Origin of the sequence: Taishania pollutisoli, assembly GCF_014518315.1 — a bacterium.
GTDB lineage: Bacteria > Bacteroidota > Bacteroidia > Flavobacteriales_D > Crocinitomicaceae > Taishania > Taishania pollutisoli.
On record NZ_JACVEL010000005.1, the window covers coordinates 17,546 to 34,773 of the forward strand.

15 protein-coding genes are annotated in these 17,228 nt (G+C 40.6%); 8 read left to right on the forward strand and 7 right to left on the reverse strand.

The window, feature by feature from the left end:
• Positions 1-3 precede the first annotated feature (3 nt).
• The gene (locus tag H9Y05_RS08855; protein ID WP_163492755.1) at positions 4-306 is read left to right on the forward strand and encodes a putative quinol monooxygenase; all 303 of its coding nucleotides are present in this window, start codon (positions 4-6) and stop codon (positions 304-306) included.
• 23 nt (positions 307-329) lie between these two features.
• On the opposite strand, the gene H9Y05_RS08860 is transcribed toward H9Y05_RS08855, so the two are convergent.
• The 4 genes from H9Y05_RS08860 to H9Y05_RS08875 form a co-directional block, all read right to left on the reverse strand.
• Complete coding sequence (locus H9Y05_RS08860) at positions 330-1,595, reverse strand: hypothetical protein (protein WP_216714067.1); 1,266 nt, start codon at positions 1,593-1,595, stop codon at positions 330-332.
• 22 nt (positions 1,596-1,617) lie between these two features.
• Positions 1,618-2,469, reverse strand: coding sequence for an acetyl-CoA carboxylase, carboxyltransferase subunit beta (accD, locus tag H9Y05_RS08865; protein WP_163492753.1), 852 nt, complete (start codon positions 2,467-2,469; stop codon positions 1,618-1,620).
• Positions 2,470-2,511: 42 nt separating this feature from the next.
• The gene (gene fbaA / locus H9Y05_RS08870; RefSeq protein ID WP_163492752.1) at positions 2,512-3,579 is read right to left on the reverse strand and encodes a class II fructose-bisphosphate aldolase; all 1,068 of its coding nucleotides are present in this window, start codon (positions 3,577-3,579) and stop codon (positions 2,512-2,514) included.
• 81 nt (positions 3,580-3,660) lie between these two features.
• Positions 3,661-4,398, reverse strand: a complete 738-nt coding sequence (locus H9Y05_RS08875) for a DUF4197 domain-containing protein (RefSeq protein ID WP_163492751.1) — start codon at positions 4,396-4,398, stop codon at positions 3,661-3,663.
• Between the two features lie 304 nt (positions 4,399-4,702).
• On the opposite strand from H9Y05_RS08875, the gene H9Y05_RS08880 reads away from it, so the two are divergent.
• The 6 genes from H9Y05_RS08880 (at position 4,703) to H9Y05_RS08905 (ending at position 10,450) form a co-directional block, all read left to right on the forward strand.
• Complete coding sequence (locus H9Y05_RS08880) at positions 4,703-5,671, forward strand: hypothetical protein (protein WP_163492750.1); 969 nt, start codon at positions 4,703-4,705, stop codon at positions 5,669-5,671.
• Between the two features lie 3 nt (positions 5,672-5,674).
• A complete protein-coding gene (locus H9Y05_RS08885; protein ID WP_216714068.1) occupies positions 5,675-8,404 on the forward strand; it encodes a hypothetical protein in 2,730 nt (909 codons plus the stop codon).
• On the forward strand, positions 8,389-8,862 hold the full coding sequence (locus H9Y05_RS08890) for a hypothetical protein (RefSeq protein ID WP_216714069.1): 474 nt from the start codon (positions 8,389-8,391) through the stop codon (positions 8,860-8,862). Before H9Y05_RS08885 ends, H9Y05_RS08890 begins: the two co-directional genes overlap by 16 nt.
• Positions 8,849-9,361: a hypothetical protein gene (locus H9Y05_RS08895; protein WP_216714070.1), complete on the forward strand. Its 513-nt coding sequence runs from the start codon at positions 8,849-8,851 to the stop codon at positions 9,359-9,361. The genes H9Y05_RS08890 and H9Y05_RS08895 overlap by 14 nt, the downstream gene beginning before the upstream one ends.
• Before the next feature lie 98 nt (positions 9,362-9,459).
• Positions 9,460-9,933, forward strand: coding sequence for a hypothetical protein (locus H9Y05_RS08900; protein WP_216714071.1), 474 nt, complete (start codon positions 9,460-9,462; stop codon positions 9,931-9,933).
• Positions 9,920-10,450, forward strand: coding sequence for a hypothetical protein (locus tag H9Y05_RS08905; protein ID WP_216714072.1), 531 nt, complete (start codon positions 9,920-9,922; stop codon positions 10,448-10,450). The genes H9Y05_RS08900 and H9Y05_RS08905 overlap by 14 nt, the downstream gene beginning before the upstream one ends.
• Before the next feature lie 102 nt (positions 10,451-10,552).
• Here H9Y05_RS08905 and H9Y05_RS08910 read toward each other — a convergent pair whose 3' ends face one another.
• The 3 genes from H9Y05_RS08910 to H9Y05_RS08920 all read right to left on the reverse strand — a co-directional run bounded on the left by H9Y05_RS08910 (position 10,553) and on the right by H9Y05_RS08920 (position 14,928).
• Positions 10,553-11,554, reverse strand: a complete 1,002-nt coding sequence (locus H9Y05_RS08910; RefSeq protein WP_216714073.1) for an isoaspartyl peptidase/L-asparaginase family protein — start codon at positions 11,552-11,554, stop codon at positions 10,553-10,555.
• Between the two features lie 73 nt (positions 11,555-11,627).
• Positions 11,628-14,549 carry a T9SS type B sorting domain-containing protein gene (locus H9Y05_RS08915; RefSeq protein WP_163492743.1) on the reverse strand — a complete coding sequence of 974 codons (2,922 nt, stop codon included), beginning with the start codon at positions 14,547-14,549 and terminating at the stop codon, positions 11,628-11,630.
• A 10-nt stretch (positions 14,550-14,559) separates the two neighbouring features.
• Positions 14,560-14,928, reverse strand: coding sequence for a hypothetical protein (locus H9Y05_RS08920; RefSeq protein WP_163492742.1), 369 nt, complete (start codon positions 14,926-14,928; stop codon positions 14,560-14,562).
• A 262-nt stretch (positions 14,929-15,190) separates the two neighbouring features.
• On the opposite strand from H9Y05_RS08920, the gene H9Y05_RS08925 reads away from it, so the two are divergent.
• The gene (locus tag H9Y05_RS08925) at positions 15,191-17,194 is read left to right on the forward strand and encodes an alpha-ketoacid dehydrogenase subunit alpha/beta (protein ID WP_216714074.1); all 2,004 of its coding nucleotides are present in this window, start codon (positions 15,191-15,193) and stop codon (positions 17,192-17,194) included.
• The last annotated feature ends 34 nt before the right edge of the window (positions 17,195-17,228 follow it).

Genomic DNA, 17,228 nt, shown 5'->3' on the forward strand with positions numbered 1-17,228 from the left:
TCCATGATACGCATCGTAAAATTGACATTTGAAGAAAATAAAATCACTGAATTTTTAACGTTCTTCGACTCCATCAAACACATTGTCAATAACTTTCCCGGATGCAATGGAATGAAATTGTTACAAGACATTCACAATCCCGCTATCATCATGACATACAGCTTGTGGGAAGGTGAGCAAGATTTGGAAAATTACCGCGTGTCTCCTGAATTTCAACGGATCTGGGGAACAATCAAACCCTGGTTTGCGACAAAGGCTGAAGCCTGGAGCGTGGATGCTTACTTTGATGGTTTTGCTGAGAAATAAGCACTATTGATTTTGGAAAAGTCTTATACTGACTGACTGATACTCTTGTCTTTCCGCACTCGCCAGATCACCGCATCGAGGTAGTAATGGTGCAACGACATGGAGAGAAAAAGAATCGCAATCGCATTTCCTAATACATATTCCGTTTCGGGAGCTACTCCGAATGATATGAATTTTGTACCTGTCCGGAATAATTCGTAGACAACTGCATAGATGAAAGAAACGGCGATAAAAAAAACTGCTTTTTGTGCCATTTTTTTGGCTATTCCATGCTCTTGTTTACTGGCTGAATAATAGTTGTAATTGAAGAAATTGACGAAGGTCAGATACTGAATGTTATGCGGAATGGTAATTGCCATCACCACAATGGATTTGTTCTCAATCGGCAACAATAAAATACCTCCGTACAATACCAGCGAAGAAATCAAAACCGCCCATTTCTTTGTATTCAGCACTTGTTGATTGATTGCTTTCCGGATGCTCATCACCAATGACACAACAAAAAGAAGAACGACTCCGGTCAACACCACATATAAAACATTCGTTCCCCATTTCAATAAAGCCTGCATCAAAACAAAAACCGCCAGGAAGAAGAGCCCCAGATTTCGACTTACATATTTGTATTGAGGACGCGATTGGAACACATATCCGATCAACAGCAAAATAACTGAAAAAAGAAGTGTATACAATGAAATCTCCCCCCATTCCTGTGCGAGATATTCCACTAAACCTGGTTCAGGAGTAATAAAAAATGATTCGGAAGGAAACCAGACCGGATAGATGATCGCCGCGAGAATAAACGGAATAAATGACCCGCTGAGCAACACCAATTTATCCCATCGATCGGACCCATCCTCCGGTTCATTCATCTTCTTTTTATAAATGGCCATGAATCCCCAGTTTTGCTTCACCAGGTGATAAAATCCAAGAATCGTTGTGATCCGTAGAAAATAGGTAAAAATAAATCCTGTGTCGTACACTCCTTCTCTTGCAACCAGAAAAAGTACAAATAAAGGCACCGCAATGATCAGAAAAAAACTGGCGTTCAACCACTTTTTATTTTCCTTGAAATAAACCTTGTCCAGATACGTTCTGGAATACGTGGAAAATAGATGGCGCACATCAAAAAAGATGGCGTAAATCAAGAAAGTAATGAGAATGGCAATATCCGGTTGCTTTGGGAATACGGCTTGCATCAACAGGTAAAAACCTATCAGCATAAAACCAGAAAGAGAGCTGAACACAATGAAGGTCCAATCTCTCTTTTCCGTTGCTAATATTGTTGTCATAGCTCGCCCAACGGTGACTACCTTAACTTCTGAACAGTTTTAAGGAAAGTGCAACTTTGTCTCTGAGCTCACCTCTGTGCACAATGTAATCCAGGAAACCGTGTTCCAATACAAATTCGGATGTCTGGAATCCGTCCGGCAAATCGCGTCCGATTGTTTCTTTCACAACGCGCGGTCCTGCAAACCCGATCAATGCTTCCGGCTCCGCAATGTTTAAATCTCCCAACATCGCAAAAGATGCAGTGACACCACCTGTCGTAGGATGTGTCAACAGGGAAATGTATGGTAATTTGGCTTCAGACAATTGCCCCAGTTTCCCGGAAACTTTTGCCATCTGCATCAGGGAAAACCCTGCCTCCATCATACGGGCACCTCCTGATTTGGAAATAATCATAAACGGTGCATTAATTTTGATCGCATGGTCAATTGCACGTGCGATTTTTTCTCCCATTACCGAGCCCAACGAACCTCCAATGAAATCAAAGTCCATACACGCAATCACAAAATCATGACCATCCAGCTTTCCTGCCGCCGTTCTGATCGCATCGTACAATCCTGTGCTTTTGATGGTTGCCTTAACACGGTCTGTGTATTTTTTTGTATCCTCAAAATCCAGGGGATCACCTGATGTTAATTTCGCATCCAGTTCTTTGTATTTCCCATCATCAAATAAGATTTGGAAATATTCCTCAGAACCGATTCTTCCGTGGTGTGAACAGCGGTCACACACCCAGTATAATTTTTGAATCTCCTGAAGCGTATAAACTGTTTTACACTTGTCGCACTTATGCCACAGTCCCTCCGGAGTTTCTTTCTTCTCTTTTGTAGAAGTGGTGATTCCTTCCTTAACTCTCTTAAACCAGTTGCTACTCATACTTTTTTCTTTTTCTCTGCTTATTCGGACAAACGGCCCTTATCAAAGTGTATTTACATTGTTCAGATCGGCAAATGCTTGCTCCAAACGTTTGATAAATGTCAATTCCCCTTCACGTACCCACTTTCTCGGGTCGTAGTATTTTTTGTTCGGCTGATCTTCTCCTTCCGGATTTCCGATCTGTGTTCTCAGATAATCAATTTTCGATTCTACATAATCCCTCACACCTTCTGTGAATGCAAACTGCAAGTCGGTATCGATGTTCATCTTCACAACTCCATAGGAAATTGCTTCACGAATTTCTTCCAGTGTTGAACCGGACCCCCCGTGAAATACGAAATTCACAGGATTGTGACCTGTATTAAATTTTTGCTGTACGTATTCCTGGGAGTTCTTTAGAATCTTCGGTGTCAGGACAACATTCCCCGGTTTGTATACGCCGTGTACGTTTCCAAATGCTGCTGCGATGGTGAATTTATCACTTACTTTCATCAATTCTTCGTAAGCATAAGCCACTTCTTCCGGTTGTGTATACAATTTTGAACTGTCCACACCTGAATTATCCACACCATCTTCTTCTCCACCGGTAATTCCCAATTCAATTTCCAGCGTCATTCCGATTTTGCTCATTCGCGCCAGGTATTCTTTGCACAACTCAATGTTTTCTTCAATCGGCTCTTCCGATAAATCCAACATGTGTGAAGAGTACAGGGATTTTCCTGTTTCTGCGTAAAATTTCTCGTTCGCATCCATCAAACCATCTATCCACGGAAGCAGGTTTTTAGCACAATGGTCCGTATGTAGAATAACTGTCGCTCCATAAAGCTCTGCCAATTCATGAATGTGTTTTGCACCGGCAACAGAACCTGCAATTGCAGCACGCTCGTTGTCATTCTTCAATCCTTTTCCTGCAAAAAACTGACCTCCGCCATTGGAAAACTGAATGATTACCGGTGCATTCAATTTCGCAGCTGTTTCCATCACAGCATTTACCGTGCTGGAACTTGTAACATTTACTGCAGGAAGCGCAAAACCTTTTTGTTTTGCATAATCAAATATTTTCTGCACATCATCGCCTGTTGCGACTCCGGGTTTAATAGTATGACTCATAGATCTAAAAAATGATGCTGGCAAAGATAATTTAATAAACTGAAAAATTTTAGCTTTTACAGGGATTTTACCGAATTCTTGTTATTTATCCAACGAACCGAAAACACGTTGAAGCAAGTCAGATACACGCGCGCTTGCGTTGTCACGGATTTTATTTTCTTCTTTTTCAACCATTTTAAACAACCCGTCGATTGCCAGTTGCGTAACGTATTCATTCAAATCCGGGTTTACTTTATTGGTTCCAAGCAACGGAGCTGCCGTATTGTATTTTGTCACAATCGGGTTCCAGTAATCGGTTAATTTCACCTTTTCAATCGCTGTTTTAACTTTCGGCGCGAATGCAGCGATCAATTCGTTCGTTGTATTGTCTTTGAGAAATTTAGTAGCGGCACCTTTTCCTCCGTTCAACACAGCGAATCCATCCTGCAGGGACATTCCGGTAATTGCATTTTTAAAGATTGGCAATGCTTCTTTCGCCGCTTCTTCCGCTGCTCTGTTCAACGTTGTTTCAAATTTTTCAACTTGTCCGTCCAATCCCCACTCGATTGCCTTCTCTCTTACTTTGATTGCATCCGGAGGAAACGGCAGTCTGATTTCTGCATTTTTCAGGAATCCGTCCGTTACGGAAGTTAAATTCACTGAATTGGTAATCCCTACGCTTAATGCTTCTTTCAATCCTTTGACAACTTCTTCATTTGACAAAGGAATTTTCCCTGTGGAAGATCCATTTGTAACGGTACTTGCAGCGCTTTCCAGCACATCACATGAACTCAAAATCATCAGTACCCCTACAGAGGCTGCAATCACTATCTTTTTCATTTTGTTTAATTTTCTAATTGGTTATATTTTGATATTCACAAATGTAATACCAAAAACAGACTAAAAAAACCTGAGTTCGATTATTATTATCGAAAAAAGAAACCTGTCAATCAAGTTTAGGATTCATTTTGAATTGTAAATCTATTGTGGGATTTAACTGAAAAACTGTTTCGTCTGATAACTTCTAAACTACACAAAAATGACTACTTAAAAAACATGCTCCTTTGATTTTGTTCGCGGATAACACGGATTTTTAGAAATTATTTCTTAAATTGTACTTCTCAAAATTGTATAAATCGTTTTGATGAAACGTATAACATCTAAAATTACTATCATGAAAAAAACTCATTTTATTGGTGCATTCTTATGGTGCTTAAACTCATTCTCATTTGGTCAATTTAATACTCCGTGGACTACCACGACTTCAAACGCAACCAGTTCTGGTTATATTGGAATAGGTATCAGACCGCTTTCAACATCCACATCATTACCTAATTTTAATTTTCAAGTTCATGGCATAGCTGATTATATCGTCTATGGTGGTAGTCAATCAGGACTGGTTCAAGGTAATGAACTTGAAAATGAGAGTTCTCAATTTGAAAATTTTCAATTTGAAAGTTCAATAAATTATGGAAAAACATCTCGAATAGGCTTGACAAATAGTGTAACGGGTCTTGGAGCAAGTGATGGCACTGTACTAATGATGGCTCAAAATGATTTTTTCATTAAAAATCAAGAGCTTGGAAATTTCACATTGTCAACAGCTGGTTTTTCTGTGCTTTTACATAATTCCTCCAAAAGAATTTGGGTAGGTGGCACGCCATCTGCTGCTCTTACCTATGGCAAATTAAATCTCATTAGCCCGGATAATGGCTTATATATCGAGACATTCGGATCCAGCAAAAAAGGGTTGATCGTAAAAAGTTATACAGATGCCTCGACAGCAATTGAAATTTTTGGCGCTAATGCAACTCGATCAAATTTCAGAGTGTATGCTTCTGGTTTGGTACGCGCGCGCGAGGTAATTATTGACCTGGCAGCATGGCCTGATTATGTATTTATGCCTGGTTATAAGTTAAAACCATTAAAAGAAATAGAAGTGTTTATTAATAAACATGGGCATCTGCCAGGTGTTCCCAGTGCAGATGAAGTGGCTAACGAAGGTGTTTCATTGGGTGAAATGAACAAAATACTTCTTGAAAAAATAGAAGAATTAACCCTTCATTTGATTGAGCAACAGAAACGTATTGAAGCATTGGAAGCTAAAAAATAGGTGATGAAAAAAATAATAACGAATCTATTTACAGGGCTCAGTTTTGTTACAACTGCACAAGTAAGTGTCTATGAAAACAACAACACGGTTAGATATATAACAACAACCGAATTAAATGCAACAGCTCCCATTGATGGCAATAAAATTGAAATCGGAAATACAGGAGGTGCCAATTTCACAAGCAACATCAACAAAAGCATTGCAGCTTGTACAGAAGTACGTTTAAAACCGAATACCCACTTAAAAGCTCCTGCAACCAGCTCCAATGAATTACATTTAGATGTAGTGGCAGATAAATTGGAAATATTCTCACATTCTCATACCGACTTAACTCAAATTCACGCGCTTGAAAAATTTGAAACACGTGTAGAACTTCCACTTGAAATTGCACAAAAAATTGCGGCTTATAAGCAGAATGAGTTAGATACGAATGGCCTTAATCCATTTTTAGAGTGGGATGTATCTCTAAAAATTAAATACACACATCTTTCAACCGGATATTCACATTTTAATTATGGATTCTATTACGAAGATTATGCCCGTAATATGAATGGTGGAAATGAAAATATGGAAAGTTGGGGCTGGAATCTGATTCCAAACACAGAAGGATTCCGGGTACGCTATGCTTTCCCGGAGTTAAATGGTTTATGGAAGATCGAATATGAGTTATTTGTAAAAAATAACCTGTATTATTCCTATTGTCCTTTTATGGTTACCGTTATTGATAAAAACCCCGAAGATGGATTTGTACGAGTAGCTGACAATAACCGTGTACTTCAAAGAAATAATGATTTATTTATGCCTATTGGTCACAATTTGAAGTGGCCGGATTCCTATCAGAAAGCTAACGGAGATTGGATGTATTGTGAATATAGCACAGAACCGTGCGAAAGTGCTGCATTTTATGCGTATGACCAGCAATTGCAGGATTTTGCAAACTCAAATATTGATTATTTCCGGATGCTTCTTTCTCCCGGATCCATTGATTTTGAATTTGAGAAAATGGGAAATTACTTTAACCGCCTCAACTATGCAAAGGAAATCGATAAAATCATAGAATTTGCTGAAGATGAAGACATGTATGTTGATTTTAATATGAAGGTACATTACAATTTGGTAGATGGTCCTGTATACACATTTTTTGCATGGGATGGTTCTGACTATACGGCTCCGGGCTTCGATGAAGCTTATGGATTGCAGCAATATTGTTATGTGGAGGAATTGAATATGAACAGCCCCATTGAATTTTTCACGAATGCAGAAGCAAAAAAGTTTTACAAGCAGAAGCTGCGTTACCTTTTAAGCCGTTGGGGGTATAGCACGCATATTGCGATGTTCGAGTTAATCAGTGAAATTAACCAGGTGGGGGATGTGGTAGAAGTATTTTACAACTTTCCGGACGACATCGCTCCTTCCGATACCAGTTCGTGGTGGCAATACAGTTATACACAGACGACCAGCAGCCCTTATGTTTCAACTGTATCGAATAGAGTCAATACCTACCTGTGGCAGAAGGAAATGGCAGCATACATCAAGCATGACTTGCAACACAAACAACACCTGCTCACCTGTAGCTATGCCGGAGGTCCGGGTGAAGGAGATTCTACTTTTTCCATTCCCGAACTGGATCTTTTAAGTGTCAATATGTATTCCTTTGGAAATTTAAACAACATCGTTTCGCTGCAGAATACTGTAAAAGCTGTACACCAATTGTATAATAAACCCATTATTTTCAGTGAATCGGGACCCCTGGATGAATTAACCTGTTCAGGTACCTACTCCTACACACAACAGTTGTGGCAGTTAGCTTTCTCAGGCATTGCCGGATTTAATTACTGGAATGCAGACAGGGTTGCTTTTGCCGCTGAATGGGCAGAAATGAACAAGCTGAAAAACTGGATTTCCGACGACCCCCTCAAACAGTCCATCTTATTGGGTGACTGGGAGGTGGGGCATGCGAACGGAACAGTACGAGGAACTCCTGACTCGTATTGGCGGAAAGATTTTAATTACATTTATGAAACAGCTACGTATCCGAGTACGTTTAAACATGCATTTGGGGCACTGGTGAACCTGACGGATAATTATTATACCAACAATGCAGCAGATTCAAGTTGGTGTATTAATACTTGGGGAGAGCTAAATCCATGGCTTAAGGATCGAATTAATTTTGATGGGACGTTAAGTACCAATCAACGGCTTTTTGTTAAAAACGATCTTTCCACCAACAATGACCCCTTGTATCTGCCGTGGGGATATGTTGAATATGTTTCTGATTTAGTGTGGTACGATCTGGCCACCTTTAACACGATATCAGGAAACTGGACCAATTACAACAGTGCCCCCTTGAGTCATCCGACCCTCTATGTGACGGATGAAACAATTGCTGTTCATGGAAACAGAGCTGTTGTGCCTTTTGAAGGGCAATTTAAAGAAATTTCAGAGCAGGGCATGGCACAAAACGAAAGTGAAACTGTTCAACTATTTACAGCTGTGGAGAACAACGAGCGATTGGAAATTGTTGAAGTCAGGAAGGCGTCAATCAGATTAGAACAACAGCCTACCATGTATGAAGTATACATTACAAATGTGATGGGTCAAAAAATATACGAAGGAACCATTGATTTGAAGGAACAAAGTGGTATCTTTACAGAACGCTTTCCTGCTGGAATATTGATTATTACGCTAATAAATAACAACGAAAAACACACCGTTCGATGGTTAAATTTATAAACATACTACTTATCTTGCTTGTATTGTTGGCTTGCAAGAAAAAGAAATTTGAATCGGATGCGTATGCGTTTATATTGGGAGAATGGGAGTGGAAGCTTTCTATTGCTTCCTGGAGCACCATTACTAACACAACTGGACCAGGTAGTTATTACTTAGATAAAATTTTTGTAAGAAAGGGAGAAATTTCTGAATACTGCCGGCTTCGTTTTACAAACAATGGCAAACTCACAATTACCACACAAGAGGGAGAGGAAATCATGAAATTAAAACCACACAACGTGATTCAAATCGGAAACAACCGCATTGTGCAATTCAAAACCAATGATGGCGCAATCATTACCTTTTCGTATTCAGCAGAATTGAACCAATTAGATACAGAGTACTCGTTTTTTTCATTTCCCGCTCACCCATGCAATACGGGTTTTTTAATCTTAAACAGCAGCTATGAAAAAAATTAGTTTGATAGTGCTGGTGCTGGTGTTTTTTATTTCTTGTGAAAAAGAAAAGAAAGACGCCGCACCTTGTCATAAGGTATCAGTAGAACCAGCACTCGTTGGAAAGTGGAAGTTAATCAGATGGAGTACTGCTCGTTCTAATACAGTTACATGTGAGGGTGGAGGAGGAATGTGGTACAATACTTCAGATTGGGGAATAAATGTGGTATTAGAAATACGGCCTGAAGGAACGTTTCGAACCTACAAAAATGATACACTGGTCAATGAATCTTTTCCGACAAATACATATGTATATCTTTACGAGATAGGAGAACAATATGATCTGAACTGTGGACAACTACATATGGGGTTTAAGAGTTACTCAGCCAACTCCTTACAAAGTGTTCAAATCGGAGATACACTACAAATAGACAATCCATTTGTTGATATTAATTTTTATAGTGTTCCTACTCCTGTTATTTTGTCTCTTACCGTGCAGCAATATTACGTGAAGGTAGAATGACTTCAATTCTCAAAACGATACCTCCCCTAAAAATCACGAAGCAGCACCAAATGTGAGGAATTATTTAAACGATTGAATAACGAAAAACACACCGTGCGATGGTTAAATTTATAAACATACTACTTATCTTGCTTGTATTGTTGGCTTGCAAGAAAAAGAAATTTGAATCGGATGCGTATGCGTTTATACTGGGTGAATGGGAGTGGGAGCTTTCTATTGCTTCCTGGAGCACCATTACTAACACAACTGGACCAGGTAGTTATTACTTAGATAAAATTTTTGTAAGAAAGGGAGAAATTTCCGAATACTGCCGGCTTCGTTTTACAAACAATGGTAAACTCACAATTACCACACAAGAGGGAGAGGAAATCATGAAATTAAAACCACACAACGTGATTCAAATCGGGGACAACCGCATTGCACAATTCAAATCTGATGATGGTAAAATCATCACCTTTTCGTATTCAGCCGAATTGAACCGATTAGACACAGAGTATCCGTTTTTTTCATTTCCTGCTCACGCATGCAATACGGGTTTTTTAATCTTAAACAGCAGCTATGAAAAAAACTAGTCTGATAGTCTTATTGCTGGTGCTTTTAATTTCTTGTGAAAAAGACAAGAATGCAAAAAATACAAACACGTGTGATCACATCGCATCTGTAGAACCGGCACTTGTTGGAAAGTGGAAGTTACTCAGATGGAGTACTGCTCGTTCTAATACAGTTACGTGTGAGAGTGGAGGAGGAATGTGGTACAATACATCGGACTGGGCAATAAATGTGGTATTAGAAATACGGCCTGAAGGAACGCTTCGAACCTACAAAAATGACACACTGGTCAATGAGTCTTTTCCAACAAACAGGTCTGTAAACACGAACGGCATCATCAGAGAAACATATAATGTTAATTGTGGAAAAACATTTATGTTCTTTAAATCGACTAGTCCATTGATAAATTCGTTACACGACATACAAATAGGAGATACATTAGAGATATACAATCCATTTGTTGATCTTGTTTTTTATAGTGTTCCTACTCCAGTTATCTTGTCTCTTACCGGGCAACAACATTACGTGAAGGTAGAATGACTTCAATTCTCAAAACGATTGGTGTCAATAATAAGTATATCTGTTGCTTTCACAAAAAACACTTATTGGAATTCCTTACCCGTTCTCTTCTTTCTCCCGACCTTATTCATGCAGGTAATACCCCGGTTTTTCCAGGCGATTTCCTGAAGCATCGTGTACCGCAAAGTTAAACCCGTTCTGGATACAATACGATCCGTATTCACCGTCTTTGCCAATAGCGATAAATCCAACCTGGATGCTTTTCAAATCCTTTCCCCTTCTTTTCGCTATCTCCACAATGCGTTCAACTGCTTCTTTACATGCTTTCTGCGGACTTCTCCCCTGTCGCATTAGCTCCACAACAAGGTGACTTCCAACTGTACGGATCACTTCTTCACCATGACCTGTCGCAGTTGCCGCCCCCACTTCGTTGTCAACAAACAGTCCGGCACCAATGATCGGAGAATCCCCGACACGACCATTCATTTTAAACGCCAGACCGGAGGTGGTGCACGCTCCTGACAGATTCCCATTCGCATCCATGGCAATCATCCCGATGGTATCATGATTTTCAATATTCACCGGAGGCAAATATTCCGATTTTTGCAACCATTCCTTCCACTCTTTTTCCGATTCGGGGGTCAGCAGATTTTCTTTTTCGAACCCTTGCGAAAGTGCAAAACTAAGTGCTCCTTCACCTACCAACATCACATGTGGTGTATTTTCCATTACCTTCCGTGCAACAGAAATCGGATTTTTAATGTATTCCAGAAAAGCAACAGACCCGATGTTGTAATTGTGATCCATGATACACGCATCAAGTGTAACACGCCCATCCCGGTCAGGTCTCCCCCCATATCCCACACTTCTTTCCGTCGGATCATTTTCGACCAGTCTTACACCTTTCTCAACAGCGTCCAATGCAGTACCTCCCGTTGACAAGACATCCCACGCAGCCTCGTTTGCCCGCAACCCAAAATCCCAGGTAGAAAGCACCAGAGGTCCGTTGATTTGTGATTTCTTTTTCTTCTCTGAAATTTCCTGACTGATACGAACAGATGGGACGGCAAATACCAAAGAGGCAATCGCCGATGACTTAATGAATTTTCTTCTCGATGTTTGCATAGTTCAAATCTACACTTTTTAGCAATAAAAAAGGCTCATAGTTTCCCATGAGCCTCTTCCGATTCTTTTTATTCTATCTCAGAACATTAACTGTTCCTTTGTATTCATCCTTCCCATCATCATTTTTATGTTTGATAGATGCTCTCCAGGTATACATACCTTGCTGAACAGGTTTTCCGTTATACGTTCCATCCCATCCCACTGTCGGGTCGTTTGTTTCCCAAACCATTTCTCCCCAACGGTTATACACTTTCAGATTAAATCCGTACGCATCACCTCCTTTCAGAATGAATTTCCAGGACTGGTTAAATTCATCGCCATCCGGAGTAAATGTATTCGGAACGTAGAACATAATTACATCTTCAACAATTGCATCTACCGTGATGGTATCGGTACACCCGTATTGAGACGTTACAATCAATGTAACCGGGTAAACTCCTTCCACTCCTTCAGGGAATGTAAATTTAGGACTTTCCAGGTTACTGTGTGCAGGGATAGAGTGCGGAGAAATCCACTCCCATGCCACGACGTCATTTGATGATAAATCATGTCCCTGAACCGTTGTTTCAAAAATCGTTGCAGGATTTCCTCCTAAGTAGAAATTAGCTGTCGGATCCGGATGCACAACAAAATAATCTACCAAAACTGTATCGTAAATACATCCATAAATCGATGTATTGATAACTTCCAGTGTGTATGTTCCTGGTTGATTGTATACAATCATTGTATCTCCTCCGTTTGGAATAATATAGTTTACATTGTTTCCGAAATCGATATACGTAGTAGCCAATTCACTGATGTTTGGCGAGATATTTTCGATGTAAAACTCTCCCGGTCGACAATCCTCGTATTTATCCGGTTGTAACACCGGTGGAATCGGTGTCGGGAATGTAATCACCATACATGAATCCGCTTGCGGTGAACCGCATTCTTCCGTCAGTGTAACACAGTACTGCGTATTCGTTACCGTAGGATCAACCGTTATTGAAGTTCCTGTTCCCAAAACAACTCCATTCGATGACCATGTAAAAATATATGGTGATGAACCTCCTTCTCCTGCCGCAGAAATTTGTAAATCATCTTCCGGACAAATTTGTGTATTTGGGGTAATGAAACTAACTTTCAACGGAGCCGGTTCCGTCAGTGTTCTTGTCATTGTAATTACGCACGCCTTATCATCCGTAATGGTTACTGTGTGTTCTCCCGCATACAAATCATTTGCTGTATGAGTCGTTGAAGCTGAATTATCCCATACGTATGTATAAGGTGCTGTACCTTGTATGACTTCTACTTTCAAAACACCATCATTACCACTATTACAAGTCACATTCGAAACATTTGTAAATGTTCCCACCATTCCCGGAATTTCAGTCACTGTAACATTCACGTTATTTGTACACCCCACAGACGAAGTAATGGTACATGTATATGTTCCTGCAGTTAATCCTACAGCTGTTTGCGTTGTTTGTCCCATCGGGTCGTTCCACGAGTAAGACAGTGTTCCCGGAGAAGTTGAACTCGCCGTAGCTGTTCCATCATTTCCTCCCGGACATGAAACCAATGTAGAAGAAGACGTTGTGGTTACCGTGTTGAATCCTACGTTCACTGTAGCCGTTCCGCTACAACCACTTGACAATGTAATTGTACACGTATACGCTCCCGGAGTTAATCCCGTAGCTGTTTGTGTCGTCTGCCCTGCTGGATCACTCCACAAGTAAGTCGCAGTTACTCCTGGTGCTGCAGCTACAAAGTTAGCCGTTGCAGTACCGTTATTCCCGCCAACACATGCTGCCGGTGTAGAAGTTGCAGAATACGTTGCACCTACATTGGTAACTGTTACTGTAGAAGTTGCTTCACAACCGTCATCCGTTGTCATTGTAACGGTGTAACTTCCCGGAGCAAGCCCTGTAACAGAAGGTGTTGTCGGGTTACCCGGCGTGTTCCATGAATAAGTATACGGAGCCAATCCATGTTGAGGCGTTGCTGTTACTGTTCCTACACTCTGATTACATGTATCCGGTGTCATAGTTGTATTTACAGTACAAGGCAACACGATATTACAGTTTGTCAATCCTGTAGAACCAGCATCTGTAAAAGCAATACTTCCTTGTGATCCGTTGTAATTTGTTACCAGCATGATATATACCTGCCCTTCATTCGCATTTGGAATATTCGCCTGCTCACTTGCAGAACCAGAATATGAACAATCTATTGTAGGAGTGTTTGGCCCGATAGTGGCACACCCTTGGTTCACAGAAGTATAAGGCCCGTATAAAGCAAAATCGACATCTGTCGGTGTACCGTTCATATTTGTCTGGTTCATATCAATATTAATATTTCCTGCTTGTCCGACTTCCATGTACAACCACATTGCATTAGGTGTCGTATACAAACAAGAATATTGACCTAAACTTGGATTCCCTCCACCTCCGGTGTATGAGTTACAATAAACGATATCCGCTCCCGAACAAAACGGCTGTGCTGTTGCACAGTTAAAGTTATCTCCACCAATACAATCATCCGGAGGAGTAGGAGAAGTTGCACAAATGGAAAAAGTACCTGTTCCCCCTCCATATCGCCAGATCCGCACATAAATCACTTGTCCGGGCGTCATTCCTGAACGTGTAATTTTAGGCATCAATCCATTGTTGCTATCATCGTCGTCACATTCGATCAACGTGAAAGGTCCGCTACAACTGGATGCAGAATACCATGCCATCCCACCATCCGTGATGGAACCTGTATTTAAATCAATTGCTAAAGATCCGTTTGCGGGAACCGTTACCTGGTACCACACATCCGGCCCTGAATAACTGGCGCATCCCGGAGCAGGCACTCCCGTCGTATTTGTAGATCCGACATTTGTTCCCGACTGAAATGAACAAGAAGTACCAACGTTCAACGTCGGTGCTCCACACGGATTATCAGACTGAGCACTCAGCAATCCAACGCTCAATGCAAATGATAAATTTAATATCGTTGATGTTAACTTCATATTACATGAATTAGTCTTCAACTGAATAAACAGATGAATAGTTTTGAATAGCGGCAGACGTCGTCACTACATACGCCTTGATATCCTTAATTGTATATTGTCCTTCCGAAACCAGTATTAATTTAGTACCATCCGCAGTCAATGTAAAATTCTTCACACGGGGATCTGCTGTAATCTGATTTTTGAATGCCTGTATTTCGCTTTCCTGGAGGTTTGACAAATCGACATCGAAAGTGGCGATCACTCCGTTGTACAAATCCATTCCCGATGCTTTATTTGCATCCATTTTTTGTTGTACAACACCCGGCATCTGACTGTATTCCTGAGCAAAGGAAAAAGAAGTCAAGATACTGAACATTAAAACATTGGCTATTTTCATTACCTTCCGATTTACATTTTTCAATTCGTTATTATTAAAATAACGTTACATACATGATTTGGTTGCTTCAAGTTTACAAAAAAATAACCTTAAGTTATCCTTTCGTTTACAAAAATAACACATTTACATCAAATTATCTACTCAAAAAATTAGCATTCCATGTTTTTCCACCTAAATTATCTTTGTTGCTTTCATAGCAACATATCCGAATAAAATATAGTTTTGCACTTTAAATTTGTTTATACATCAAGCGTACCAAATAATGGAAACAGCGTTAGAAAAAAGATACATTGATTTCGATGCGACAGGATTCAGCAACGAAGAATTATTAACCATCTACAAAAAACTGGTTCTTCCTCGACTTATTGAGGAAAAGATGCTGATTTTACTGCGCCAGGGGAAAATTACCAAATGGTTTTCCGGATGGGGACAGGAAGGGATTTCCGTTGGTTGCGCGTATGCCATGAACGAAGAGGAATTCATTCTACCCATGCACCGGAACTTAGGTGTGTTCACAACGCGGAATGTTCCGCTGAATCGTCTTTTTTCTCAATTTCAGGGAAAAGAAAACGGTTTTACAAAAGGGCGCGACCGTTCGTTTCACTTTGGAACGATTGAACATAAACTGGTGGGGATGATTTCCCATTTGGGTCCTCAATTGGGAATCGCAGATGGAATTGCACTTGCTGCAAAAGTAAAAAAGGAACAAAAAACGACCTTGGTATTTACGGGTGACGGTGGTGCATCGGAAGGAGATTTTCACGAAGCTGTTAACGTTGCATCTGTTTGGGATTTACCAGTGATTTTTGCCATTGAAAACAACCAATGGGGATTGTCAACTCCTTCACGGGAACAGTTCAATTGTAAACAATTTATTGACAAAGGAATCGGTTACGGAATTGAAGGAATTCAGGTAAACGGAAACAATGTGCTGGATGTTATCCGCACCGTTCGCTCTATTCGTGAAAAGATGTTACAGGATTCAAAACCAGTATTGTTGGAATTGATGACCTTCCGGATGAGAGGGCACGAAGAGGCTTCCGGCACAAAATATTACCCGGAGGGACTACAGGATGAATGGAAAAAACAAGATCCTGTCGACAACTATACGCTCTTTTTGAAGGAGAAAGGAATACTCACGGATGCATTGGAGAAAGAAATTCACGATTCCATTAAACATGACATTCAAAAGAATTTTGATCTGGCACAAAATGAACCGTTAATTCCTGCTGCGATTGAAACGGAATTAAATGACATTTACGCACCGTTCACGCAACATGTCATTGCGCCGAAAGGAGATCAAAAAGAAATGCGCTTCATTGATGCCATCCAGGACGGACTGAAACAGTCCATGGAAAAATACCCGGACTTGATCATTATGGGGCAGGACGTTGCAGAATACGGAGGTGTCTTCAAAGTAACGGAAGGTTTTGTTGACCTGTTCGGAAAAGACCGTGTACGCAACACTCCGATCTGTGAATCAGCAATTGTAGGAGTCGGATTGGGACTGTCTATTGCAGGAATGAAAGCTGTTGTTGAAATGCAGTTCGCTGATTTCGTAACATGTGGATTCAACCAAATTGTCAACAACCTGGCAAAACTTCACTGGCGCTGGGGAGAAAATGCCGATGTAGTGGTGCGCATGCCGACCGGAGCAAACACAGCTGCAGGGCCGTTCCACTCCCAATCCAATGAAGCATGGTTTTTCCATACACCGGGATTGAAAATCGTTTATCCATCCACGCCGGAAGATGCAAAAGGACTACTGGCTGCGGCTATTGAAGATCCGAATCCCGTCTTATTTTTTGAACACAAATATTTGTACCGAAGCCTGAAAGCGGAAGTTTCAACTGATTATTACACAACTGAAATCGGTAAAGCTAGAACCGTTCGTCAGGGAACTGACCTTACGATTATCACTTATGGACTGGGTGTTCAGTGGGCAGAAGAATACTTAGACCAACATTCGGAAATCAGTGCGGAAGTTATTGATTTGAGAACGTTATTGCCTTTGGATACCGAAGCAGTTTATGCTGCTGTTAAGAAAACAGGTAAAGTACTGGTGTTACACGAAGATTGTATGACGGGAGGGATCGGCGGAGAAATTGCTGCATTGATCGCTGAAAACTGTTTTGAACACCTGGATGCTCCTGTAAAACGCATTGCGTCGCTGGACACACCGGTTCCGTTTGCGGTTCCGCTGGAACAACAATTCTTGCCGAAAGTACGAATTGACGAAGCGGTAAAAGGGATTTTGAAGTATTAATTTTGAATTATAAATTATCAAGTGCGTTAGGTCC

Bases quoted from the DNA above. Each gene is read 5' to 3' on its own strand.
- H9Y05_RS08860 (WP_216714067.1), bottom strand. From the start codon at position 1,595: ATGACAACAATATTAGCAACGGAAAAGAGAGATTGGACCTTCATTGTG.
- H9Y05_RS08880 (WP_163492750.1), top strand. From the start codon at position 4,703: ATGAAACGTATAACATCTAAAATTACTATCATGAAAAAAACTCATTTT.
- H9Y05_RS08920 (WP_163492742.1), bottom strand. From the start codon at position 14,928: ATGAAAATAGCCAATGTTTTAATGTTCAGTATCTTGACTTCTTTTTCC.
- H9Y05_RS08925 (WP_216714074.1), top strand. From the start codon at position 15,191: ATGGAAACAGCGTTAGAAAAAAGATACATTGATTTCGATGCGACAGGA.
- H9Y05_RS08895 (WP_216714070.1), top strand. From the start codon at position 8,849: ATGAAAAAAATTAGTTTGATAGTGCTGGTGCTGGTGTTTTTTATTTCT.
- H9Y05_RS08900 (WP_216714071.1), top strand. From the start codon at position 9,460: ATGGTTAAATTTATAAACATACTACTTATCTTGCTTGTATTGTTGGCT.
- H9Y05_RS08875 (WP_163492751.1), bottom strand. From the start codon at position 4,398: ATGAAAAAGATAGTGATTGCAGCCTCTGTAGGGGTACTGATGATTTTG.
- fbaA (WP_163492752.1), bottom strand. From the start codon at position 3,579: ATGAGTCATACTATTAAACCCGGAGTCGCAACAGGCGATGATGTGCAG.
- accD (WP_163492753.1), bottom strand. From the start codon at position 2,469: ATGAGTAGCAACTGGTTTAAGAGAGTTAAGGAAGGAATCACCACTTCT.
- H9Y05_RS08905 (WP_216714072.1), top strand. From the start codon at position 9,920: ATGAAAAAAACTAGTCTGATAGTCTTATTGCTGGTGCTTTTAATTTCT.
- H9Y05_RS08885 (WP_216714068.1), top strand. From the start codon at position 5,675: ATGAAAAAAATAATAACGAATCTATTTACAGGGCTCAGTTTTGTTACA.
- H9Y05_RS08890 (WP_216714069.1), top strand. From the start codon at position 8,389: ATGGTTAAATTTATAAACATACTACTTATCTTGCTTGTATTGTTGGCT.
- H9Y05_RS08855 (WP_163492755.1), top strand. From the start codon at position 4: ATGATACGCATCGTAAAATTGACATTTGAAGAAAATAAAATCACTGAA.
- H9Y05_RS08915 (WP_163492743.1), bottom strand. From the start codon at position 14,549: ATGAAGTTAACATCAACGATATTAAATTTATCATTTGCATTGAGCGTT.
- H9Y05_RS08910 (WP_216714073.1), bottom strand. From the start codon at position 11,554: ATGCAAACATCGAGAAGAAAATTCATTAAGTCATCGGCGATTGCCTCT.